At 72.7% G+C, this 23,005-nt stretch carries 16 protein-coding genes; 11 read left to right on the forward strand and 5 right to left on the reverse strand.

Translation table 11 applies throughout. From position 1 onward, the window contains the following. The first annotated feature begins 93 nt into the window (after nucleotides 1–93). Together ASE27_RS03980 and ASE27_RS03985 are read left to right on the forward strand one after the other, a co-directional pair. Nucleotides 94–3,444: a glycosyltransferase gene (locus ASE27_RS03980; RefSeq protein WP_162259214.1), complete on the forward strand. Its 3,351-nt coding sequence runs from the start codon at nucleotides 94–96 to the stop codon at nucleotides 3,442–3,444. A 5-nt stretch (nucleotides 3,445–3,449) separates the two neighbouring features. Then, nucleotides 3,450–5,207, forward strand: a complete 1,758-nt coding sequence (locus ASE27_RS03985) for a DUF5719 family protein (RefSeq protein ID WP_056646031.1) — start codon at nucleotides 3,450–3,452, stop codon at nucleotides 5,205–5,207. Between the two features lie 3 nt (nucleotides 5,208–5,210). On the opposite strand, the gene ASE27_RS19670 is transcribed toward ASE27_RS03985, so the two are convergent. Further along, complete coding sequence (locus ASE27_RS19670) at nucleotides 5,211–5,771, reverse strand: metallopeptidase family protein (RefSeq protein ID WP_235535341.1); 561 nt, start codon at nucleotides 5,769–5,771, stop codon at nucleotides 5,211–5,213. Nucleotides 5,772–5,881: 110 nt separating this feature from the next. Between ASE27_RS19670 and ASE27_RS03995 the strand changes: the two genes are divergently transcribed. The 4 genes from ASE27_RS03995 to ASE27_RS04010 all read left to right on the forward strand — a co-directional run bounded on the left by ASE27_RS03995 (nucleotide 5,882) and on the right by ASE27_RS04010 (nucleotide 9,092). Next, nucleotides 5,882–6,235: a DUF3499 domain-containing protein gene (locus ASE27_RS03995; RefSeq protein WP_056646034.1), complete on the forward strand. Its 354-nt coding sequence runs from the start codon at nucleotides 5,882–5,884 to the stop codon at nucleotides 6,233–6,235. A gap of 35 nt (nucleotides 6,236–6,270) precedes the next feature. Continuing rightward, a complete protein-coding gene (locus tag ASE27_RS04000) occupies nucleotides 6,271–7,731 on the forward strand; it encodes a phosphomannomutase/phosphoglucomutase (RefSeq protein WP_056646037.1) in 1,461 nt (486 codons plus the stop codon). Nucleotides 7,732–7,741: 10 nt separating this feature from the next. Beyond that, nucleotides 7,742–7,966 (forward strand): Trm112 family protein, encoded by a 225-nt coding sequence (locus ASE27_RS04005; RefSeq protein ID WP_056646040.1) that lies wholly within the window; start codon nucleotides 7,742–7,744, stop codon nucleotides 7,964–7,966. A gap of 181 nt (nucleotides 7,967–8,147) precedes the next feature. Beyond that, a complete protein-coding gene (locus ASE27_RS04010) occupies nucleotides 8,148–9,092 on the forward strand; it encodes a cation diffusion facilitator family transporter (RefSeq protein WP_056646044.1) in 945 nt (314 codons plus the stop codon). An 87-nt stretch (nucleotides 9,093–9,179) separates the two neighbouring features. On the opposite strand, the gene ASE27_RS04015 is transcribed toward ASE27_RS04010, so the two are convergent. Continuing rightward, on the reverse strand, nucleotides 9,180–11,141 hold the full coding sequence (locus ASE27_RS04015) for an O-antigen ligase family protein (RefSeq protein ID WP_162259215.1): 1,962 nt from the start codon (nucleotides 11,139–11,141) through the stop codon (nucleotides 9,180–9,182). A 151-nt stretch (nucleotides 11,142–11,292) separates the two neighbouring features. On the opposite strand from ASE27_RS04015, the gene ASE27_RS04020 reads away from it, so the two are divergent. After that, complete coding sequence (locus ASE27_RS04020) at nucleotides 11,293–13,338, forward strand: carboxypeptidase-like regulatory domain-containing protein (protein ID WP_056646049.1); 2,046 nt, start codon at nucleotides 11,293–11,295, stop codon at nucleotides 13,336–13,338. 19 nt (nucleotides 13,339–13,357) lie between these two features. On the opposite strand, the gene ASE27_RS04025 is transcribed toward ASE27_RS04020, so the two are convergent. The 3 genes from ASE27_RS04025 to ASE27_RS04035 form a co-directional block, all read right to left on the reverse strand. Next, nucleotides 13,358–14,314 (reverse strand): glycine betaine ABC transporter substrate-binding protein, encoded by a 957-nt coding sequence (locus tag ASE27_RS04025; RefSeq protein ID WP_056646052.1) that lies wholly within the window; start codon nucleotides 14,312–14,314, stop codon nucleotides 13,358–13,360. Between the two features lie 94 nt (nucleotides 14,315–14,408). Continuing rightward, nucleotides 14,409–15,284 (reverse strand): proline/glycine betaine ABC transporter permease, encoded by an 876-nt coding sequence (locus ASE27_RS04030; protein ID WP_056646054.1) that lies wholly within the window; start codon nucleotides 15,282–15,284, stop codon nucleotides 14,409–14,411. Then, a complete protein-coding gene (locus ASE27_RS04035; RefSeq protein WP_082608546.1) occupies nucleotides 15,281–16,714 on the reverse strand; it encodes a glycine betaine/L-proline ABC transporter ATP-binding protein in 1,434 nt (477 codons plus the stop codon). The genes ASE27_RS04030 and ASE27_RS04035 overlap by 4 nt, the downstream gene beginning before the upstream one ends. 659 nt (nucleotides 16,715–17,373) lie before the next feature. Between ASE27_RS04035 and ahcY the strand changes: the two genes are divergently transcribed. The 4 genes from ahcY to ASE27_RS04055 all read left to right on the forward strand — a co-directional run bounded on the left by ahcY (nucleotide 17,374) and on the right by ASE27_RS04055 (nucleotide 22,942). Continuing rightward, nucleotides 17,374–18,897: an adenosylhomocysteinase gene (gene ahcY, locus ASE27_RS04040; protein ID WP_056646057.1), complete on the forward strand. Its 1,524-nt coding sequence runs from the start codon at nucleotides 17,374–17,376 to the stop codon at nucleotides 18,895–18,897. Between the two features lie 209 nt (nucleotides 18,898–19,106). Further along, the gene (locus ASE27_RS04045) at nucleotides 19,107–20,543 is read left to right on the forward strand and encodes a hypothetical protein (protein WP_082608476.1); all 1,437 of its coding nucleotides are present in this window, start codon (nucleotides 19,107–19,109) and stop codon (nucleotides 20,541–20,543) included. Nucleotides 20,544–20,673: 130 nt separating this feature from the next. Next, a complete protein-coding gene (locus ASE27_RS04050) occupies nucleotides 20,674–22,170 on the forward strand; it encodes a sensor histidine kinase (RefSeq protein ID WP_235534443.1) in 1,497 nt (498 codons plus the stop codon). A gap of 112 nt (nucleotides 22,171–22,282) precedes the next feature. After that, nucleotides 22,283–22,942, forward strand: coding sequence for a response regulator transcription factor (locus tag ASE27_RS04055; protein WP_056646060.1), 660 nt, complete (start codon nucleotides 22,283–22,285; stop codon nucleotides 22,940–22,942). Nucleotides 22,943–23,005: the final 63 nt, after the last annotated feature.

Here is a 23,005-nt window from a genome sequence, read left to right on the forward strand (position 1 = left end):
ATGACTTCTTCAGACACCACCACCGTGACCGGGCCCCTCTCTCAGCCGGGTGCATCGCAGCAGCGTGCACGTGGCGTGGCGCCCGCTGCCGCGGTGGCAGCAGCGGGTTCGTCCTCCGCGACGGTCACGGTCACCGCCGTGATCGTGACGCAGGGACACACGCGCTACCTCCCTGAGACCCTCGACGCGGTCCGGGCGCAGTCGATCGCCCCCGACGCGGTGATCGTCGTCGACGTGGCCACGTCCCGGGCTATGAGCGAGTACCAGGAGCTGCACCTGGGCGGCGCGCGCTTCCTCGCGGCCCCGCACGCCCGGTCGTTCGGGCAGGCGGTCGACACGGCCCTCGCCTCGCGCGGCGAGGACGCACCCCCGACCTGGCTGTGGCTGCTCCACGACGACTCCCCGCCCGAGCCGGGCTCCCTGGCCGAGCAGCTGCGCGCGGTCGAGCACTCCGCCACGGTCGCGGTCGCAGGCGCCAAGCAGCGTCGATGGGACGCCGGCGGTGACGACGACGGGCTGCTCCTCGAGGTCGGCTTCACGATCTCCCCACTGGGGCGTCGGATGACCGGCATCGACGAGCACGAGATCGACCAGGGGCAGCACGACGCACGGGAGGACGTCCTGGCGGTCGGGCTCGCCGGTGCGCTGGTGCGGACCTCGGTCTGGGTGGAGCTGGGCGGCACCGACCCCGAGCACGGGGTGTTCGGGGACGGCCTCGACCTGTGCCGCCGTGCACGCCTCGCCGGGCACCGGATCGTCGTCGTGCCTCGGGCGGTCGTGCGCCACGCGCAGGCCTCGCTCCTGGGGCTCCGGCAGGAGGACCCGCGGGACGAGGAGCAGGAGGCTCCCGTCCCCGACGTCGACGCGTCCTACGGTGCACGACGACGCAGCCTCCTGCACCAGCGGCTGGTGAGCGTCTCCGCTCCGATGCTCCTGCCCGCGGCCCTGGCGATGATCCTCTGGGCCCCCTTCCAGGCCATGTACCGCCTCGCGGTCAAGCGCCCGGGACAGGCTCGCGACGAGCTCCTTGCGCCGTTGTGGGCGGTCTTCCGCCTCCGGGCGCTCGCCCGCGCGCGCAGGCGGATCCAGCGGACGAGCGTGCTCCCGCGCCGAGCCTTGGCGCCGTTGCGGGGGACCTGGCGGGACGTGCTCGGCGAGCGCCGGGACCACCGCCTCGCGCGCACCGAGCTGAGCAGGACGGTCGAGGCCCCGACGGATCTCGAGCGCGCCGAGCTGCGGGCCGTCGCGCGTCGCCGACGGGCGATGCTCACAGTGGTCGTGGTCGCCCTGCTCGGGGTGACCGCGGTCGTGTTCGGTCCGTTGCTGTCCGTGCTCGGCGCCGGGGGCCGGTTCGTCGGCGGAGCGCTCCTGCCCGCGCAGGGTCGTCTCGCCGAGACCTGGCAGGCGGCCACCGGTGGCTGGATCGCGGAGGGGATGGGAGCGGCGGCTCCGGCCGACCCGTTCACGACCCTCCTGCTGTCGGCCTCGCTCCTCGGCGGGGGCGTTGCGCAGCCGGTGATCGGCGTGCTCGTCGTGACGTCGTTCGTCGTCGCGGGGCTCGGGGCGTGGTTCGCCGCAGGTGGCGTCACACGCTCGGTGTGGTTGCGCGCCTGGGCGACCGTGGTCTGGGTCGCGGCACCCTCGCTCGTGATCGCGCTCGGCGACGGCAGGCTGGGAGCCCTCGTCGCCCACGCCGCACTTCCCTGGGTCGCCCTCGGCGTGCTGAGGGCGCTCGGCGTCCATGCCCGCGACGAGGTCGCTCCCGCGCTCGCGACCAGGTCCGTGGTCGAGGCCGGTATGACGCCGACGGCCCCCCGCGTCGTCCGTACGGCCCGGCGCCGGCGCCAGGGGTCCATCGGGGCGGCCGCCGCGGCGGCGCTCGCGCTGTTCGTCGCGGTGAGCGGTGCGCCCGTGCTGCTCCCGGTCGCCGCCCTCGCGCTGACCGTCGTCGCTGTGGCCTCCGTACAGCACCGCAGGTACCTCCTCCTGGTGCTCCTCCCGTCGATCGTCCTGCTCGCCCCCTTCTGGGGACGCGTCGTCACGACCTGGGACGACGGAGGGTGGCGCCTCCTGTTCGCGGACCCGGGGGCTCCGGTGCAGGCCGTGTCTGCGCCCGCCTGGCAGCAGCTGCTCGGGCAGCCCGTCGAGGCCTCCGCGTGGTTCGACCTGGACGCCGGCCCCCTGGGGGAGGCCGCCCGCTGGGCCCCGCTCGCCACGGGTGTGCTCGTCGCGGCCCTCGCGGTCGTGGCGTTGTTCCGTCGGCGGGGCGCAGCGGTCGTGAGCGCCTGGTTCGTCGCCGCGCTAGGCCTCGCGACGGCTGCTGCGGCAGGCTCGGTGGAGGTCGCGGTCGGCGAGCACGGTGCGATCACGGGATGGCCCGGGGTCGGGGTCTCGGTGGTCCTCCTGGCACTCCTGGGGGCCGCGTTGCTCGGTGCTCCGTCTTTGCGCCGCGCGGTCCGTCCGACCGCGACCGTCGCCCCGCGGAGCCGTGCGCGTACGGGATGGAGGGCCGGCGCCGTCGTGCTGCTGGCGCTCGTCGCGCTCGCCGTCCCCGCGACCTCGCTCACCTCATGGGTGCTGTCCGCGACCGCGCAGGACGGAGCGGTCGGCGACCTGAACGTCACGACCGAGCCCGTCGTGCCCCGGGTGGGCCAGCTGATGCAGGACTCCGACCGCGAGGTGCGTGTGCTCTCGATCGAGCTGGGGCCCGGTGGTGTGCTCGAGTATGCGCTGCTCCGTGGTGACGGCCCGCAGATGATCGACTCGTCGAGCGTCGTCCACGTCCGCGCCATGGACGACCCGTCGTTCACCCAGGGGCCCGTCCCGGACCTCGTCGCCGCCATGGCCTCCGGGAGCTCGGCCGACGCCGCGACCGGGCTCGCCGACCTGGCGGTGGGTGCGGTGCTGATCCCCGCCGAGCCGGCCCCCGACGCGACGACCGCACGCGAGCGCGCCGAGCTCGTCGCCCGGCTCGACATGGTGCCGGGCCTCGAGCGCGTGACCGAGGGGCAGTCGGGCGTGCTGTGGCGCGTCGCGCCGGGCCCGGCGGAGACCGACGCGCCCGCCTGGGCGCGCGTCGTCGACGCCCTCCCCGCGACCCCCGCCGTGGGGGACGAGGCGAGCGAGCCGGTCTCCGTCGAACGCCTCCTCCCTGCCGAGGACAAGACCGTGGCGACCCGGGTCGACCCCGGTGCGCAGACGCGCGCCGTCGTGCTCGCCGAGACGGCCGACCCGGGGTGGTCGGCGACGCTCGACGGCCGGAACCTCCCGCGCGCCGAGGTCGACGGGCGCCAGGCGTTCCTTCTCGGCCCTGAGGGCGGGTTCCTGAGCATCGAGCACGACCCCGCGCACCGGCTCCCGTGGCTCGTCGCGGCCGGGGTCACCCTGTTGATCTTCGTGCTCCTCGCCGTGCCGGTGGGACGTCGTCGGACCGGAACGAGGTAGTACCTGTGACCATTAGACGCTCGCACCCGCGCGCTGCCCTGCGCCGGGTCGCGACCATCTCCACGGGCCTCGTGGCCGTCGCGCTCACGGGGGTCGTGGCCGCCGTCGGCGTTCCTCAGGGCTGGGGTGCCGCGCCGGGCGCGGTCTCGACCGACGTCGAGCAGATCGAGGCGTCGACTCCCGAGCGTGTGCTCGTGTGCCCCGCACCCGTGCGTCTCGCGGACACGGCGCAGGTGGGTGACGCGCAGTTCAGCGCGGCTCCCGTCGAGACCGCGACGGCCCTGCGCGCGGCGGTGGTCGGCGGGGCGGGGGCGGGCACGGCGAACCCGGGGGACACGCCCGTGAACCTCACGGGCCTCGACGCGCTGGACGCCTCGCCGCTCGAGCAGGGGGACGGCGCCACGACGGTCTCGCTGGCCGACGTGACGGACAGCGAGGTGCTGCGCGTCGGTGCCGGGATGCCGGTCGACACCCGGGTCGCGGCGTCCGTGGGCTCGGTGACGACAGCAGGGGACCTGCGTGGTCTCGCGGCGGCGAGCTGCGCGGTGCCGGACATCAGTCATTGGATCGTCGGAGGGAGCACCGAGGTCGGCAGCAGCTCACAGCTCGTGCTCCAGAACCCCGGACGCACGCCTGCCACGGTGCGGTTGAGCGTCTGGGGGCCGGGCGGTCCCGTCGTCCTGAGCGGGGGCGGCCAGTACCTCGTCCCGCCCGGCGAGGAGGTCGTGACCCTCGTCGAGGCGGTCGCGCCCGAGCAGCGCCGTCTGGCCGTGCACGTCGAGTCCACGGGCGGCACGGTCGCTGCCTACCTGCAGCACAGCACCCTCGACGGCCTGGTGCCGGTCGGGGTCGACTTCGTGGTCCCCGGGGCCGAGCCGACCACGGCGCTCGCGCTCGGCGTCACGAGCGCGGGCGAGTCCGTCGAGGACCCCCGAGCACCGCAGCTGCGCCTGCTCGTCCCGGGGAGCGAGGCGGGCAGCGCGACCGTGACGGTCTACGGCACCGACGGCCGGGTGCGCTTGCGCGGTGGTGAGGACCAGCAGCTCGCGCCGGGGGCCGTCACCGACGTGTCCCTCGGTGGGCTGCCCGCAGGGGACTACACCGTCACGGTGGACGCGACCGTGCCGGTCGTGGCCGGCGCCCTCCAGGCGCGCGCGGGAGACCCGGTCCCCGACTCGCTCGACGACGCGCCGCAGGTCGACCGTGCGTGGGTCGCGGCGACCGCGCTCGACCCGGGTTCGGCATCGCCATCGGTCGGCGACGACGCGTCCGAGGCGGCAGGGACGATCGAGCCCACCACGGCCCGGACGACCGACCGCGGGACCGTGACCCTGGTCCCTGGCACCAGCAGCATCGTGCGCGTCGGTGCCGTGCCCTCGACGCCCCCGGAGCGCGGCGACGACGGGGCACCGACGGGGACGTTCAGCGGGACGCTGCGCGCCTACGGGGCCGAGGGCGCCCTGCTCGGCGAGACCGCTCTCGCGGTCGAGGCGGGGACGACGATCAGCCTCGACACGCTCGAGCTCGGCGGCGGGAACGAGCCTGCGGTCCTCACGCTCGACGCGAGCGAGACGTCTGCCGGGTCCACGCAGCAAGGCCCGGTGCCCGTGTGGTCGGTGGTCGCGAGCGCGGGTGCCCCCGTGGCCGGCGCAGCCGAGGGAGCGCCCGGGGCGTTGCTGTCGGTGCTCGTCCCGGTGCCGCCTGCGTCGAGCCAGGGCACGGTCGCGGTCCGCGCCACCAGCACCGCGGGCCTGCCCGGCTGACTCTCAGTGTCCGCCCTGGTACCGCGGGTCGATCTCCTCGGGGGTCCGTGCGAGCATGTGCGCGACCTGCTCGACGACGACGTCTCGCACCAGGTCCGCCGTGTCGTCGTCGTCGAAAGCCCGGGACTCGATGGGGCGCCGGTAGACGACGATCCGGGCGGGCTGTCCGGAGTCGGCGGGGAAGTACCGCCCGAGCGGTACCCCGGCGTCCTCCCAGGGTGCGGGGTCGGAGGGCGGGACGTCCTCGACCGCGAACTCGGTGCCGTGCAGCTGCTTGGACCAGCTGCGCTCGAGCAGGGCGATCGTGGCGATCACGTGCGCGTCGAACTTCTCGCCGCGCGTGCGGTTCGCGGGTGCCGATGGCGGGAGCAGAGGGCCCCGGATCCCGCGCCCGCGCCGGTCGCGGCGACGCGGGTGCGGACCGGAGTCGTTGAGGTCCGGCCCGCGGGCCGGGATGCGCAGCGACGCCACGAGGGGAGCGGGTGCGTCGGGCGCAGTGCGCTCGGGGCGTCGACGGCGCCCGTGCGGGGTGGGAGAGGGGGAGGACGAGGGGTGGGCAGGCACGTCTCCGAGCCTAGAGGACGGCTGCGTGCCGCGCCCGGGCCGACCGGTCGCGAGGACGGGGATCGGCGTGTATGGCATCGCGACCACCGCGCAGGGCGTAGTGTCAGCGCGTGAGATCCGTCAGACAGTGCTCGCGCACCGCATGCACCCGTGCGTCGGTGGCGACCCTCACCTACGTCTACGCGGACTCGACCGCCGTGCTCGGGCCCCTGGCCCACATGGCCGAGCCCCACAGCTACGATCTCTGCGCCGAGCACGCCGAGCGTCTCACCGCCCCCCGTGGGTGGGAGGTCGTGCGGCTGACGCAGCACTTCGAGGAGACCGGGCCCAGCGACGACGACCTGTCGGCACTGGCCGAGGCCGTCCGCGAGGCGGGGCGCACACGTCGAGGTGCGGAGCCCGACGACGTCACGGAGGTCGGGCGCCGGGGTCACCTGCGGGTCCTGCGCGCCGAGGGCGACTGAACGCAGGGTCCTGCCGTCCCGGCTAGGCTGATCCGGTGCCCATCGACCTGACCCAGCTGATCAAGGCCTACGACGTCCGGGGCACGGTCCCGGACCAGTTCAACCCCCAGGTGGCCCGAGCCATCGGCGCGGCCTTCGCTCGCGTCGTCGTGCTGCCCGAGGCAACCCCCGGGGAGCCGGCTGCCCGCCCGAGCGTCGCCGTCGGGCGGGACATGCGTGACAGCGGGCCAGAGCTCGTCGACGCGTTCGCGCAGGGTCTCGCCGACGCGGGCGTGGACGTGATCCGGATCGGCCTGTGCTCGACCGACGGGCTCTACTATGCGTCCGGTGCGTTGGACATCCCTGGGGCCATGTTCACGGCCTCGCACAACCCTGCCGTCTACAACGGCATCAAGCTGTGCCGTGCCGGTGCGCGTCCCGTGGGGCAGGACTCAGGTCTGGTCGCGGTGCGCGAGCTCGCCCAGGAGTACCTCGACGGTGAGCTGCCCGCCCCGGTCGAGGACCGGGGCGAGATTACCGACCGCGACATGCTCGCCGACTACGCGGCCTTCCTGCGCTCGCTCGTTGACCTGCGCGGCATCCGCCCGCTCAAGGTCGTCGTCGACGCGGGCAACGGCATGGGGGGCTACACCGCTCCCGCGGTCCTGGGGACCGCGGCGGGCCTCGAGGCGTTGCCGCTCGACGTCGTGCCCCTGTACTTCGAGCTCGACGGCTCGTTCCCGAACCACGAGGCCAACCCGCTCGATCCGAAGAACCTGGTGGACCTGCAGGCCGCGGTCGTCGAGCACGACGCGGACCTGGGCCTCGCGTTCGACGGCGACGCCGACCGCTGCTTCGTGATCGACGAGCACGGTGACCCCGTGTCCCCGTCCGCGATCACGGCTCTGGTGGGGCTGCGCGAGGTCGAGCGCGAGAAGGCCGCCGGGCGGGTCCCGACGATCATCCACAACCTCATCACCTCGCGCGCGGTCCCGGACTTCATGTCCGCGGCGGGTGCGAAGGTAGTGCGGACGCGCGTGGGCCACTCGTTCATCAAGGCGCAGATGGCCGACAACGACGCGGTGTTCGGCGGCGAGCACAGCGCCCACTACTACTTCCGTGACTTCTTCTTCGCCGACACGGGCATGCTCGCGGCGATGCACGTGCTAGCCGCCCTCGGCGGGCAGGAGCACCCGCTCTCGGCGCTCGGTGAGGTCTACGAGCCGTACACCTCGAGCGGGGAGATCAACTCCCAGGTGGCCGACGTGCCGGCCGCACGGGCTCGCGTCGTCCAGGCGTACGTGACCGAGGAGGGGGCGGGGCCGGTCGCCGTCGACGAGCTCGACGGCCTCACGGTCTCCCACTGGGACTCCCACCCGCAGTGGTGGTTCAACCTCCGCGCGTCCAACACCGAGCCGCTCCTGCGGCTCAACGTCGAGGCCGCCGACGAGGACATCATGGAGAAGGTGCGCGACGACGTCCTGTCGCTCGTGCGCGCCACCGAGAACGAGAGCTGAGGTCGAGCACATGAGCAAGGACACGACGGCGGGCGCCCCCGCAGGTGGATCCGTCGCCCTCGACGCCTGGGTCCGGGAGGCCCTGCGCTGCCCCGTGACAGGAGCGACACTCGTCGACGGCACCGGCCCCGACGGGAGCCCCGAGCTCCATTCGACGGACACCGAGCGCCCGCTCGCCTACCCGGTCCGCGACGGGATCCCCGTGCTGCTCGAGGGCGACGCGCGCGCCCTGTAGAGACGTCGCTCCAGCGTCCGTCGCCGTGGGCCCGGTGGCTCCCTCACGGGTGGCCACCGGGCTCGCGTGCGTCCCGCGGGCTACGCTTCCCCTCGGGTTCCCGGTGCGCTTCGTCGCGACGGGGCCGAGCACACTCCGGTCGGCTCCGCCCCCGGACGTCCGTCGCGAAGGGGATCGCATCATGTCGGCTCACGGCGGCACCAAGGCGGTCGTCGCTGCCCTGCTCGCGAACCTGGGTATCGCGGTCACCAAGTTCGTCGCGTTCTTCCTGACGGGGGCGTCGTCGATGCTGGCCGAGGGCGTCCACTCGGTCGCCGACTCGGGGAACCAGGCGCTCCTGCTCCTGGGGGGCAAGAAGGCCAGGCGGGCCGCGGACGAGGAGCACCCGTTCGGCTACGGGCGCGAGCGTTACGTCTACGCGTTCATCGTCTCGATCGTGCTCTTCACGGTCGGCGGTCTGTTCGCGCTCTACGAGGCGTGGCACAAGTGGGAGGACCCGCATCCGATCACGGAGTGGAAGTGGGTGCCGATCGCGGTGCTGCTCGCCGCGATCGTCATGGAATCGACCTCGTTCCGCACCGCGGTCCGCGAGTCGAACCCTGCCCGTGGGCAGCAGTCGTGGCCGTCGTTCATCCGTACGGCCAAGTCTCCCGAGCTCCCCGTGGTGCTCCTCGAGGACTTCGGAGCGCTCGTCGGCCTGACGCTGGCCCTCGGGGGAGTGGGCCTGACGCTCGTCACGGGGGACGGGCGCTGGGACGCCGCGGGGACCGCGTGCATCGGCGTCCTGCTCGTCCTCATCGCGGTCGTCCTGGCCGTCGAGACCAAGTCGCTCCTGCTCGGTGAGTCCGCGACGCGCGAGAATGTCGACGCGATCCGCACGGCCCTCGTCGGAGAGGGCGTGGCCTCTGTGATCCACCTCAAGACGCTCCACCTGGGACCCGAGGAGCTGCTCGTCGCCGCGAAGATCGAGGTCACCGCGACGGCGGACGCCGCCTCGATCGCCCGCGCCATCGACGCGGCCGAGGCCCGTGTCCGTACGGCCGTCCCCATCGCGCGCGTGATCTATCTCGAGCCGGACCTGCGCCGTGCCGAGCCGGTGGCAGAGGTCCCTCCCGCCCGGCCGTAGTCCTCACCGTCCGACGACGGTGGGCGGGCTCCCACGCCGGGGGCGACCGCCGTCGTCGTCTGGTCGGGGCACGACGACGCTCCGTGATCACGACTGGTGACCTGCACCCGACACCGACTCGAGCACCGCAAGGTTCTGCCGCGCGAGGTCGGCGGTCGAAGGGTTCCGAGCGGCCACGTCGAGGTGCGCGCGGGCGAGGTCGAGGTCTCCTGTCCGAGCCGCGGCGACACCGCGCAGGAGCCGCGCCCGGGGATCCTCACCCTGCTCGAGGACCTGGTCGAGCACGGACGCGGCCGCCACCGGGTCGGCCAGCGCGAGGTGCCCGAGCGCCAGCGAGACGCGGGCCTCGGAGGACGAGGGGTGGCTCTCCAGGGCGCGTTCGGCCCACACGACGGTTGCTCGCGCAGACGGCTCGTGCCCGGCCTCCGACCCGGCCGAGAAGGTCTGCGCGGCGATGAGGGCGATGTCTCCGTCCCAGGGGCGGAGCACCTGGGCGAGGCCGAACGCCGACTCCGCGGCGTCGACGTCACCGGCCGCCGCGGCCGCCGTCGCGCGGGCGAGGGGGATCTCGCCGGCCGACGCGAGGAACAGCACCGCGCAGAAGGCCCCGCCCGCGGCCAGAGCGAGCAGTGTCGTCCACGGCTTCCGACGTACCGTGAAGCTCTGCGCGTCCGTCCCCTGTGCGCTGTGCGGGCCGGAGACCAGCGCTCCCGCGGAGAGGCCCACGAGCGTGATCGTGCCGATCGTCGTGAAGTGCGTGCTGAGCGCGACGGTCGTGCCGACCACGGCCGCGAGCGATCCATGGAGGAGCAGGCTCCGAGCGTCCTGGGACCCTGGCGGGCGTACGTCGGTCCGCGCGTTCTCCCGGCGGGCCGCGCGGCCCCCGACGACGAGCACGGTCAGCGCGAGCGCGAGCGCGGCCAGGAGCAGTGGCACCCCGCCCGAGACGGCGGCCTGGAACGGCCAGGCGTGCGGTGAGTCCAGGGCGAGCGAGGGGTCGGATGTTCCGACGGCGAGGTCGGACCGGTAGGCCGGATAGGCGTCGACGAGGCCGCTCGGTCCGGTCCCGACGAGCGGACGGTCCTCGACCAGGTGCCGCATCGAGGCCCAGAGGTCGATGCGCCCCTCGGTCGTGGCCGCGGCGAGCGGGTCCTCGCCCGTGAGCCGGGCACGTGAGGCGGGGAGGAGCAGGGCGCCCGACAGCGCCAGGCCGGATGCAACGAGCGGCGCCAGGACGGTCGGGGTCGAGCGTTGCGAGGGGAGACGTACGGACCCCCGCGGCCGCAGCCGCGGCGCGACCGTGAGGATCGCACCGACGATCACGGTGCCCAGCAGCGCGGCTCGCGACCCGGACGCCACGACCACGGTGATCGCGGCGAGCGCGCCGGCGAGCGGGAGAGGTCGGACGGTCCGGCCCGGGACGCCGTGCGGAGAGACCGGCGGCAAGGTCGAGACGACATACGGCAGGAGGAGCGCGAGCAGGACCATCCCGCAGATGCCCTGGTCGGTCGCGTTGCCCAGCAGCGCACCGGGGCGGGAGACGTCGCCCCCCGTCGGTCGCAGACCGGTCGCCTCGAGGACGCTCACCACACCGAGGACGACCGACGCGACCGAGAGCATCCTTGCCCAGGCGAAGATCACCCTGTCGGGGGCACCTGGTCCGAGGACGCGCGCCCCGGCCCAGACGACGCCGACGTACACGGGCAGGGCGACGAGCCCTTCGTAACGAGGCCACCGCCCGACCACCTGTGCGAACGGTGCGTCGGAGGCGAGGGCGGCTACCATCAGCCAGACCGCGCCCAGGCCGAGCAGGACGACGACCGCCCGCGGGAGCGTGCCACGCCTGGCCACGGGGACCGCGGTCAGGACTGCGCACGCCGCGACCGCGAGCTTCGGGAGCGTGAACCGGTCGAGGCCGCCTGGCAGGAGGACGAGCGGGACACAGGTCATCAGCAGGAGCGCCGCGCGGCCGTCACGCACGGCTGTGAGCAGCGCACCGACAAGGGCGGTACGGCGCGGGACCGAGAGCCGGGCAGCGTGTGGAGGCACCGGACGAGAATAGTGGCCCCCCACGAGCTCATGCGGCATGACATAACCGCCCAGACTCGGACAAACGAATTGTGCGTTCCTGGCATTCTCGGACACACTGTGCGCGTCCGTCCGCATCGGTGCGCGACGGATCCGAACGAACGGAGCATCGATGCCCCTCCCACCACGGACCCGACCGGTCGAGCGACGAGCTCGCCGGGGTCACCTCGCTCGACGCGCAGGCGGCAGGAGCCTCGCCGCCGCCCTGGCGCTCGCGGTCCTCCTGCCGACCGGAGCGGTCGCTGCCACGGACCCGGTGCCCGCCGGATCGCCGACGGCCCAGTCTGCGCAGGTCGCGTCCTCGTTGAGCCTGAGCGGCAGGGTCGTCTCCCCGGACAGCCAGCCGGTCGCAGGCGTCCTGGTCCAGGTGCACGACGTCGCCGACGGGACGAGTCCTGTGGGGACCTGGACGTCGGGGGACGGGACGTTCCGCCTCGCCGGTCTCGATCCGACGACTGCCTACGAGGTCGCGGTCCACGACTCGACCTCCACGTACCTCGGAGGCTTCGTCGTGAGTGCCGGAGGAGAGGTCTGGCTCACCCGGGATCGTTCGCGCGCCCAGGTGTTCTCCGAGACGACTGCCCTCGGCGACGTCCGTCTCGAGGCGCCCTCGACCATCCAGGGCAACGTGCTGGATTCGGAAGGACGGGCAGCGGCAGGAACGCAGGTCGTAGCCAGCGCTCCCGACGAGTCGCTGAACGCGCGGGTCGGCGAAGACGGCACGTTCGTGATCGAGCGGGTCAGCACCCGCACCGACTATGCCCTTTCGGTCACAGGCCAGCCGGGCATCAACACCTCGCAGTACCTCACGCTCGAGGACGGGACCTGGATCACGCAGGGCGACCTCGCGGGAGCGACCCCGGTGCGTGGGGGCACGTCCGACGTCACTGTCCGCCTCCGCCCCTCTCCACGGATCGACGGGACGCTCCACGACGCCGCCGGGGTGGGGATCGACGGCCTGTACGTCCAGCTGCTGAAGAGCGGGTCAGGTGAGTGGGCAGGCTCCTCCCCGACCCTCAACCGCGGGAAGTTCGCGTTCGACGGGCTCGAGATCGGTGCTGACTTCGTCCTGTTCGTCTCGAGCTACAGCGACCCGCGCTATCTCGGTGGCTACGTCCGCGTCGCGGACGACGGGACAGCCACCCTGGTCCCGGACGTCGTGGACGCGACGCGGGTCTCGACCGGGACGCTCGGCCTCGACGTCACGGTCGGCGAGACAGGAGGGTTCTCGGGGCGGCTCACCGGTGTCAGCGGGGCCTCGGAGTACTACTCGTTCACGCTCCACTCCGCGGACGGAGAGATCGTCGGCTGGCCAGGGCAGGTCGCGGCGGACTGGGGGCTCGGCGCAGACGGGGCGTACTCCCTGCGCTCGTCGACCCCTGGGACCTACCGGATCGGCATCAATCGGCAGAGCGGCATCTCTCGGTACGCCGCGACATACTTCTCGACGACCAAGGTCCAGGGGGTGACGACGGTCGCCAAGGCGTCGCCCGTGCTGCTGACCGCGGGCGAGATCACCCCGAACGTCGACGTCGAGCTGCGTGAGTGTGCTTCTGTCAGCGGAAGGCTGACCGGATGGCGTCCCACCTCCGGGACGGTCACGGTCTACGACGACGACAACCCCGACGTCGCGACGCGCCAGGCCATCGTCGCCCCGGACGGGACGTATTCGGTCACGGGCCTGCTGCCCGGGCGTTACCACGTCGCTGTGGACTACTTCTCCGACTCGGGGCCGGCATTGTGGGGCAAGGTGTTCCTGGGCGGCGGTGCGACAGAGCCCGAGCGCACGCGCCTCGACGTCCCCCGCTGCGCACCTGTCAAGGGTGTGAACATCAAGGTCCCGGTGCCTCGCCTCGAGGTCACCGAGGCCCCGGCCGTCTCGGGCATGCCCGTCGTGGGCGCGGAGCTGGCCGTGACGTCGGGCGTCTGGACCCTCGCGGGGGCCTTCGAGCCGTCCGGGCCCACGGCGGTCCGGTACCAGTGGCTCCGCGACGGCAAGGTGGTCAAGGGGGCCAAGAACGCGACCTACGTGCCCGTCCGCGCCGACGTCGGCAAGAGCCTGTCGGTCCAGGTGACCGCCGAGCTGACGGGCTTCCGCAAGGGCAGCGCCACATCGGAGGGCACCGCACCGGTCGTCGCGGTGGCACCAGGAAGCTGATGCACGGTCGTCGCAGCGCCTAGGCGTGAACGCGCGGCGAGGACAGGGCGAACGCGGCGGCCTTCAGGTCGTCGACGAACGTCGGGTTGGCCTCGAGCCACTCGCGCACCGAGGCGTCGTTGTCGGAGCCCTCGTTCTCGTTGAACATGATGTTCTCGAGCGAGAAGAGCTGCTCGTCGCTCAGCGTGAGCGCCGAGATCCAGGACGCGACGTCAGGGTGGTCCGCGGTGAAGCCCGTGCGGGCGACCGAGTGGATCTTCTCGGCGTCACCCATCGCGCCCTCGGGGTCCTCGAGGTCCTTGACGGGGAACGCGTCGTAGGCCCAGTGCGGCCGCCACAGCGTGACGGCCACGTTCTCGCCCGCGTCGGTCTTGGCCTTGAGCTCGGCAAGCATGGCCGGGGTCGAGGAGATGACGAAGTCCATGTCGTCCAGGCCGTAGGTCGGGATGGCCTCGTCCTGGGTGATGCGGGTCAGACCCGCGCCGGACTCGATGCCGACGATGCGGTTGCCGAACAGGTCGGCGTTCGCGGCGAGCTCGTCGAGGCTGTCGATCGGTGCGTCCTCGTTGACCGCGATGGTCAGCTTGGCGTCGTCGTACCAGTACCCGAGGTCCTCGAGGTCGTCGCCGTACTGCTCCTGGTAGTCGGCGTGCGTGAGGGGCAGCCACATGTCGAAGTTGACGTCGAAGTCGCCTCCCGCCATACCCGTGTAGACGATGCCGGGGTCGGCCGTCTCGGTGCGGACCGTGTACCCCTCGTCCTCGAGGATGGCCTTGAACAGGTGCGAGACCGCGATGCCCTCGTCCCAGCCCGTGTGGATCGCGATGGTGATGTCCTTGCTGGGCTCGGCGGAGGCCGAGCCGGAGCCGGAGTCGGTCTCGCCCGAGGCGCAGGCCGCGAGCCCGAGGCCGAGGGCGAGCGAGGAGGCGACGATCGCGGTGCGACGACGGGCCTGGTGGTGACGTGCGGGAGACATGCTGTCCTTCCTTCGGGGGCGGGCCGCTGGCGCGGCCGCGCCCGCCTGGGTTGGTGGTGGTGCAGGGGACGTGCGGGCCCGGACGGACCGGGGGTCAGACCGCGCTGGCCGCGAGGGCCTTGGCGACGGGAGAACGGGTGCTGAGCGCCGAGGTGACGCGGTCGAGGAAGACCGCGAGGATCACCACGGACAGCCCTGCCTCGAACCCGAGCGAGATGTTGATGCGCTGGAGGGCTGCGACGACGTCGCCTCCCAGGCCGCCTGCGCCGACCAGGCCGGCGAGCACGACCATCGAGAGCGAGAGCATGATGACCTGGTTGACGCCGGCCATGATGGTCGGCATGGCGAGCGGGAGCTGGATCTGGCGCAGGATGCGGCCCGGCGTCGAGCCGAACGCGTGCCCGGCCTCGACGACCTCGGAGTCCACCTGGCGGATGCCCAGCTCGGTGAAGCGGACGCCTGGGGCGAGGGCGAACACCACGGTCGCGACGATGCCGGGGACGGCGCCCGTGAGGAAGATCATGACCATCGGGATGAGGTAGACGAATCCCGGCATGGTCTGCATGAAGTCGAGCACGGGCCGCACGACGCGTGAGACCTTGTCGTTCCGGGCGGCCCAGATGCCCAGCGGGATGCCGATCGCGAGCGCGATCACGCTGGCGACGAGCACGAGGGCGAGCGTCGCCATCGCGTTGTCCCACTGGTCGACGCCCGCGATGACGACGAACCCGACGACGGTCGTGACGGCGAGCCTCCACCCCTTGGCGAAGAACGCCAGGGCGGCCAGGACGAGCGCGACGACGACGAACGGCGGGCCCTGGAGGACGGCGGCGAGGGCGTCGTAGCAGGACAGCAGGACGTCCTTGACGACCGCGAAGAAGGGCTTGAACGCGGCGATGAGCCAGGTGACGAAGACGTCGACCCAGTCGCCGAACGGCAGGCGGGGGACGAACGTGTCGGTGGTGCTCATGCGCTCGCTCCTTCCGTCGTGGGGGCGTCGTGCGGGGCGGTCGCGCCCTCGGCCGCGTCGGTCCCAGGGGCGGGCCGGTCGTCTGTGTTCCCGTCGGGCCCGACGGTGTCGCTCTCGTCGAGCGTGGGCGGCACCATCGCCTCGAGCAGGGTCACGCGGGGGATCACGCCGACCAGGCGGTTCCTGTCGTCGGTGACCGCGACGGGAAGAGGGGACTCGGCCGCGGGGGCGAAGAGCTCCGCGAGGGGGGTGTCGACGCTCACGGGAGCGACGCCGTCGTGCACGATCGACTCGATGCTCGTGTGGTCGCCGCCCGACTTGAGGAGAGCGACCGCGTCGTCGTCGCGCACGACGCCGCGCAGGACGCGCTGCCGGTCGACGACGTAGGCCGCCGACACCTGCGCCTCGCGCATGGTGCGGCTCGCCACGCGCGGGCCACCGCCGAGCGGGACGACCGCCGTGGGGCGGACCATGACCGACGAGGCGGTCAGGACGCGGGTGCGGTCGACGTCGGCGACGAACTGCGCGACGTAGTCGTTCGCGGGGTCGGAGAGGATCTCCTCGGCCGTGCCGATCTGGACCGTGCGGCCGTCGCGCATGACCGCGATGCGGTCGCCCAGGTGCATGGCCTCGTTGAGGTCGTGCGTGATGAAGATGATGGTCTTGCCCAGGGTCTGCTGGAGATCGAGGAGCTGTTCCTGCATCTCCCGGCGGATCAGCGGGTCGAGCGCGGAGAAGGCCTCGTCCATGAGCAGCACGTCGGTGTCCGCGGCAAGGGCGCGGGCCAGGCCCACACGCTGGCGCATGCCGCCCGAGAGCTGCGAGGGCAGCGAGTCCTGCCAGCCGCCCAGGCCCACGAGATCGAGGGCCTTCTGTGCCTTTTCTCGGCGCTCGGCCTTGCCCATGCCCTGGATCTCGAGCGGGTACGCGGCGTTGTCCAGGACCGTGCGGTGCGGGAGCAGGGCGAAGTGCTGGAACACCATGCTCACGCGGCTGCGGCGCAGGGCGCGCAGCTGCTTGGCGCTGACGGTCGCGAGGTCGGCGTCGCCCAGGAGGACGTGGCCGGCCGTGGGCTTCCACAGGCCGTTGAGCATGCGGATGAGGGTGGACTTGCCCGAGCCGGACAGGCCCATGACCACGAAGATCTCGCCCTGCTTGACGTCGAAGCTCGCGTCGATGACCGCAGCCGTGCCGAGAGGCTTGACGTCGGTACGGCTTGCGCCCTCCTTGAGGCGGCGCACGGCCTCCTGCGGGCGGCGGCCGAAGACCTTGTAGACGCCCTGGACGCTCACGGCCACAGGGCGGTCGTCGGGAAGGGCGGCGGCGCCGTGCGCGCCGGGGTACGGCTCGGTCTCGACCGGGAGCAGGACCGGCGCGGTGCTCTGCCCGGTGCTGCTGTCGGTGCTGGTGCTCGTGCTGCTGGTCGTCATGCTGGCGGTGCTCGCCACCTTCCACGTGTCATGGCGGTTCCGGAACGCTCCGGGGAGGGCGCCAGGGAGACCTGGCAGCGACCTCCCGGTGCGCTCAGCGCCGTCAGGCGCGTCACGGTCCACCGGATCGTGGCCCGCTGCCGGGGGCCGCCCGGGAGGGCGGCCGCCGCGAGACGCTGCGGGCCGTGACCTGTCGCCGGACGGCATGGCGCCGGGCCGGGACAGGTCGATCTGTCTCCTGCACCCTGCCCGATCCCAGGGCGAATTGCTACCGAGTGAACGGTGTGCATGGCGGTTTCCGGGGAGATGCTTGACTGTTCAATCGTTGCGAGCGCGCGGTTTTGACCATTCACAGGATCGTTACCGCTTCGTGATCTTGAATTGGTCAAGCAGATTTGTTATCGCGCGCGGGCGCGAACTGTTCTACGGCTGGGTGTCGGGTTTCTACGGCTGGGTGTCGGGTTCAGCCCCCCGGTGACCGTCGCAGGTGCGCGAAGTCGTCGGGCAGGGACGACGCGCCCGACGGGACCTGACCCGCGCGGGCGCCTCGACTGCTCCGGGAAGATGTCCGTCGGTGCTCGCCGTGGTCACCACCGGCGCCCGACGAGCCGCCCCCGGTACTCTGGAGCGACACCGTCAGAACCGTCGTTCGGAGCACCATGTCTTCTGCCACGCCCGCCGCCCAGGCCTCCTTCGACGAGGTCCCGGGCCGTTACAAGGTCCGCGACCTGTCCCTCGCCGAGGCGGGTCGCCACCAGATCCGCCTGGCCGAGCACGAGATGCCCGGGCTCATGGCGCTGCGCGCGGAGTTCGGCACGTCCCAGCCCCTGGCCGGCGCCCGCATCGCCGGCTCGCTCCACATGACCGTCCAGACGGCCGTCCTCATCGAGACCCTCGTCGCGCTCGGTGCGCAGGTGCGCTGGGCGAGCTGCAACATCTTCTCGACGCAGGACGAGGCCGCCGCGGCGATCGTCGTCGGCCCGCACGGCACGCCCGAGGACCCGCAGGGCGTCCCGGTGTTCGCCTGGAAGGGCGAGAGCCTCGAGGAGTACTGGGACTGCACCGAGCAGATCCTGCTGTGGCCCGGGGAGCAGGGCGCCAACCTCATCCTCGACGACGGTGGCGACGCCACGATGCTCGTCCACCTGGGGCTCCAGTACGAGCGCCTCGGCACGGTCCCCCCGGACACCCTGCCGGGCGAGCCGGACCACACGCACGAGATGAACGTCGTGCGCTCGGTCCTGCGCCGGGCGCTCGCGGCCGACCCGCTACGCTGGACCGGCATCTCCGAGCAGCTGCTCGGCGTGACCGAGGAGACGACCACGGGCGTGCACCGCCTCTACCAGCTCGCCGAGTCGGGCGAGCTGCTCTTCCCGGCGATCAACGTCAACGACTCGGTCACCAAGTCGAAGTTCGACAACAAGTACGGCATCCGCCACTCGCTGCCCGACGGCATCAACCGTGCGACCGACGTCCTCATGGGCGGCAAGGTCGCGTTCGTCGCGGGCTACGGCGACGTGGGCAAGGGCGCTGCCGAGGCCTTCCGCGGCCAGGGTGCGCGCGTCATCGTGTCCGAGGTCGACCCGATCTGCGCGCTGCAGGCCGCGATGGACGGCTACCAGGTCGCGCGCATCGAGGACGTCCTGAGCGAGGCCGACTTCTTCATCACGACCACGGGCAACAAGGACGTCGTCACGGCCGGGCACATGACGGCGATGAAGAACAAGGCGATCGTCGGCAACATCGGCCACTTCGACAACGAGATCGACATGGCCGGGCTCGCTCAGGTCCCGGGCATCACGCGCACCGAGATCAAGCCGCAGGTCCACGAGTGGACGTTCCCGGCCGCGGGCGACGAGGAGCCGCGCTCGATCATCGTCCTGTCCGAGGGACGCCTGCTCAACCTGGGCAACGCGACGGGCCACCCGTCGTTCGTCATGAGCAACTCGTTCTCCAACCAGGTCATCGGTCAGATCGAGCTCTTCGAGGACAGCAAGCGCCCGGAGGACGAGCGGACCTACGAGCGTCAGGTCTACCGCCTGCCCAAGGTCCTCGACGAGAAGGTCGCACGCCTGCACCTCGACGCGCTGGGTGTGCGCCTGACCGAGCTCTCGACGAGCCAGGCGGACTACCTCGGCATCCCGGTCGAGGGTCCGTACAAGCCGGAGCACTACCGCTACTGAGCGGACGCGCGCGCCCCTGAGCGAGGGGCCTGACGGCGGAGGCCGGGTTCCGGGAGGAGCCCGGCCTCTCGTGCCGGTCACCGTGGGTGGGCGTGCCGGTCGACCTCGGCGAACGGGGGCCGCGCCCACCGCGGCGTCCGCCACCCCGAGCGCACCCCTCCCTCCTGCGCAAGGATGTACCCAGCACCGCGCGCTGACAGGAGAAGACGATGGCGACCGTCCCGAGCGAGCCCACGATCAGCGACCCCGAACGAGCCGAGCTCGAGGCCCTGCGCGCCGAGGTCCAGCGCCTGCGGGCCGAGCGGACCGCACCCCCACCGTCGCCCGGAGCGGCCGTCGCCGCCCCTCACCGCCACTGGGTCCGCTGGACCGCGGTGACGGTCCTCCTGGTCCTGGCCGGGGTCCTCATGCTGGGCTCGGTGCTCGCCCGCTACGTGCGCGGCGAGATCCTCGACACCGACCACTACGTCGCGACCGTGACCCCGCTGGGCTCGGACCCGGCGATCCAGGCCGAGATCAGCACCAAGGTCAGCGACGCGATCCTCGAGCGGATCGACCTCGAGTCGGTCACGACCCAGGCGCTGACGACCCTCACGCAGAACGCCGAGCGACTCCCGCCGCAGGTCATGGGACTGGCCCCGCTCCTCGCGAGCCAGGGCGAGTCGTTCGTCCGCTCGACCGTCGACCGCATGGTCACGTCCCCGACGTTCGAGGAGCTGTGGATCGTCGCCAACCGTCAGGCGCACAAGAACCTCGTCTCGGTGCTCACGGGGGAGGGGGAGACCTCCGTCACGGCCGACGCGAACGGGCAGGTCACGCTCTCGCTCGGACCCATGATCGACGAGGTCAGCAAGCGGCTCTCGGCTCGCGGCTTCACGTTCGTCGACAACCTCCCGTCGATCAACCCGCAGTTCGTGCTGTTCACCTCGGACGACGTCGTGACGGCCCAGCGTGCGGTCGCGTTCCTGAACAAGGCCGCGAACGTCCTGCCCTGGCTCTCGCTGGCCGTGGCGGTCTGCGCGGTGTGGGCCGCGCCGCGCGGCGGGCGTCGACGCGCGACGGTCCTGGCCGGCGTCGCCTACATCGTCGCGATGGCGCTGCTCGCGATCGGGATCACCGTGGGGCGGTCCCTGTACCTGAGCGCGGTTCCGTCCGACGCGCTGTCCCCGTCGGCCGCGACCGCCCTGATCGACGCGGTCCTCGTCCCGTTGCGCACCTCGCTGCGCGCCGTCTTCGCGTTCGGTCTGGTCGTCGCGCTCGCGGCCTACCTCACGGGCTCCAGCCGCTCGGCCGTCGCGGTGCGCGGGGGCTTCAACTGGGCGGTGCGCGCCGTCAGCCGTGGCCACGCGGGCGACGGCGGGCGCGCCCCGCACCCGTTCGAGATCTGGGTCGCGAGGCTGCGCTGGCCTCTCGTCGGGCTCGTCCTCGCGGGGGCGCTGACCGTCCTGGTGTTCTCGCGCTACCCGAGCGGGAGCACGATCCTCCTCATCGCCCTGGTCGCGGCTGCCCTCGTGATCGCGATCCAGGTGGTCTCCGCGCCTGCGCGCGGCGCAACCAGGACGACGCCCGAGGAGGGGGCGAGCGCCGCCGTCGGGCAGGGGACCGCCGAGGCCCTCGAGGAGCCCCCGGTCCCCACGACCCGCTGAACGTGCTGTCGTGCACGGGGGACATCCCCCGTGCACGACGGCGGAGCGCACCCTGGGCGCGCGGGCGCGAGTCGGGAAGACTGGTGGCACCGCTCGAACCAGATGCAGGAGTCCTGACACCATGTCTGCTGTGACCTCCCCCCAGCCGCTCGGCGACGCCGCGCCCACCGACGGGCCTTCGGGCCCGCTGGCGCCCGCCGAGCCGTCCTCGGCCGCGCCGTCCCTGTCCGGCGCGCCCCCCGCGCCCGCAGGCTCCCACGTACAGACGGCTCGTCCGCCCCGCCCGGGACGGGTCCCGGTGCCGGTCGACCCGCGCTACACGGACCACCGCGAGGACGTCGGCTTCCTGCGGGCCCCCTTCGCGCGGAGCACGTGGCGCGAGTTCGGGTACATCTGGCTCTCGTTGTTCGTCGCACCCGTGGCCTTCACCTACGCGATCTTCACCGTGAGCTTCACGGTCGGGATCCTCGTGACGGTCGTCGGGCTGTTCGTGACGGGCGCGCTCGTCCTCGGGGCCCGCGGCTGGGGCGGTATGTACCGCACCATGGCGCGCTCCATGCTGTCGATCGACGTCCTGGCCCCGGCCCCCTACGAGCGCCGCCGAGGGTTCTGGCGCGTGCTCTGGTCGACCGTGTCCGACGGGCCGGGGTGGCGCGCGCTGTCGTTCATGCTCGTGAGCTTCGTGCTCTCGATCGTGTCGTTCGTCGTGAGCGTGACCTTCTTCTTCACCGCGGTGGGCGCCATGACGCACTGGTACTGGGCGCAGTTCCTCCCGCTCCAGGAGGCGGCCGACGGCACGTGGCACCGAGGCGCCCAGATGGGCACCGACTGGTTCGTCGACACCCCGATGCGGCAGTCGGCGCTCGCGGCGGCGGGCGTCGTGCTGTGGTGGCTGTGGCCTCAGCTCGTCCGGGGCTTCGCCCAGCTCTTCCGCCTGCTCACGATCAACCTCCTGGGTCCCACGCGCGCGAGCCTGCGCGTCCGCGACCTCGAGAAGTCCCGCGGCCGGACGGTCGAGGACGCCGACGCCAAGCTGCGCCGCATCGAGCGCGACCTGCACGACGGGACCCAGGCCCGGCTCGTCGCGGTCGCCATGCAGCTCGGCGAGGCCAAGGAGCAGCTCGCCTCGGGCGGCGACGCGACCGAGGCGCTCGACCTGGTCGACAGCGCGCACGCCTCGACCAAGGAGGCGCTCGTCGAGCTGCGCGAGCTCGCGCGGGGCATCCACCCGCCCGCGCTCGACAACGGGCTCGCGGTCGCCCTGGAGACGCTCGCCGCGCGCTCGCCGCTGCCCGTGACGGTCGACGTCGACCCGCGCGTCGCCCCCTCGCCCGCGGTCGAGACCATCGCCTACTTCTGCGTCGCCGAGCTCGTGACCAACGCCGCGAAGCACGCCCGCGCGTCCGGGGTGTACGTGCTCGTCGAGGAGCAGGGCAGCACGATGCGCCTGCGGGTGCGCGACGACGGGCAGGGAGGGGCCCGGGTCTCGACCCCCGACGCCCAGGGGCACCGCTCGGGTCTCGCCGGCCTCGAGGAGCGGGTCCGCTCGGTCGACGGCACGTTGGAGCTCGTGAGCCCGGTCGGTGGGCCTACGGTGGTCACCGTGACCCTGCCGAGCAGGGTCTGACCCCCGCGCGTCCCTCGGGGCCGAGCACGGCCCCGGAACCCCGGACCGCCGCCCCTGCGGGCTGCGCGGCGGTCCTGCACCACGCTGACCCACGACCAAGAAGAGGTACACCGTGCGGCTCGTCATCGCCGAGGACTCCGTCATCCTGCGCGACGGGCTCGTCGCGCTGCTCACGCGGCGCGGCCACGAGGTGGTCGCGGCGGTCGGCGACGGTGAGGCGCTCGTCGCGGAGGTCGGGAGGCTCGCGGTCCTGGGTGAGCTGCCCGACGTCGTCATCATCGACATCCGCATGCCCCCGACCTTCACCGACGAAGGGCTGCGCGCGGCCCTGGCCCTGCGGGAGTCCTCGCCCGGGCTCGGGGTGCTGCTGTTCTCGCAGTACGTCGAGACGCGCTTCGTGAGCGACCTGCTCACGGGCGGCGCGGAGGGCGTGGGCTACCTCCTCAAGGACCGGGTCGCGGACGTGAGCGAGTTCCTCGACGCGCTGACCCGGATCGCGGCAGGACAGACGGTCCTGGACCCCGAGGTCGTGAGCCAGCTCATGGGCGCCTCGCGCCTCGACGACGGCCTGGGACGGCTGACGCCGCGTGAGCGCGAGGTGCTCGAGCTCATGGCCCAGGGACGGTCCAACACGGCGATCGCCGAGAGCCTGTTCCTGTCCTACGGCGCGGTCGAGAAGAACGTGACGTCGATCTTCGGCAAGCTCGGTCTGCCGCAGGACGCGGGGGACCACCGACGGGTCCTCGCGGTGCTCAGGTACCTGCGGGACTGAGCCCGAGGTGGCGGTGTGCCGGCGGGACCGCTCGCGCCGCACGGAYTCGTTGTCAGAAGCGCA

Origin of the sequence: Oerskovia sp. Root918, from assembly GCF_001428945.1 — a bacterium.
GTDB classification, from domain to species: domain Bacteria; phylum Actinomycetota; class Actinomycetes; order Actinomycetales; family Cellulomonadaceae; genus Oerskovia; species Oerskovia enterophila.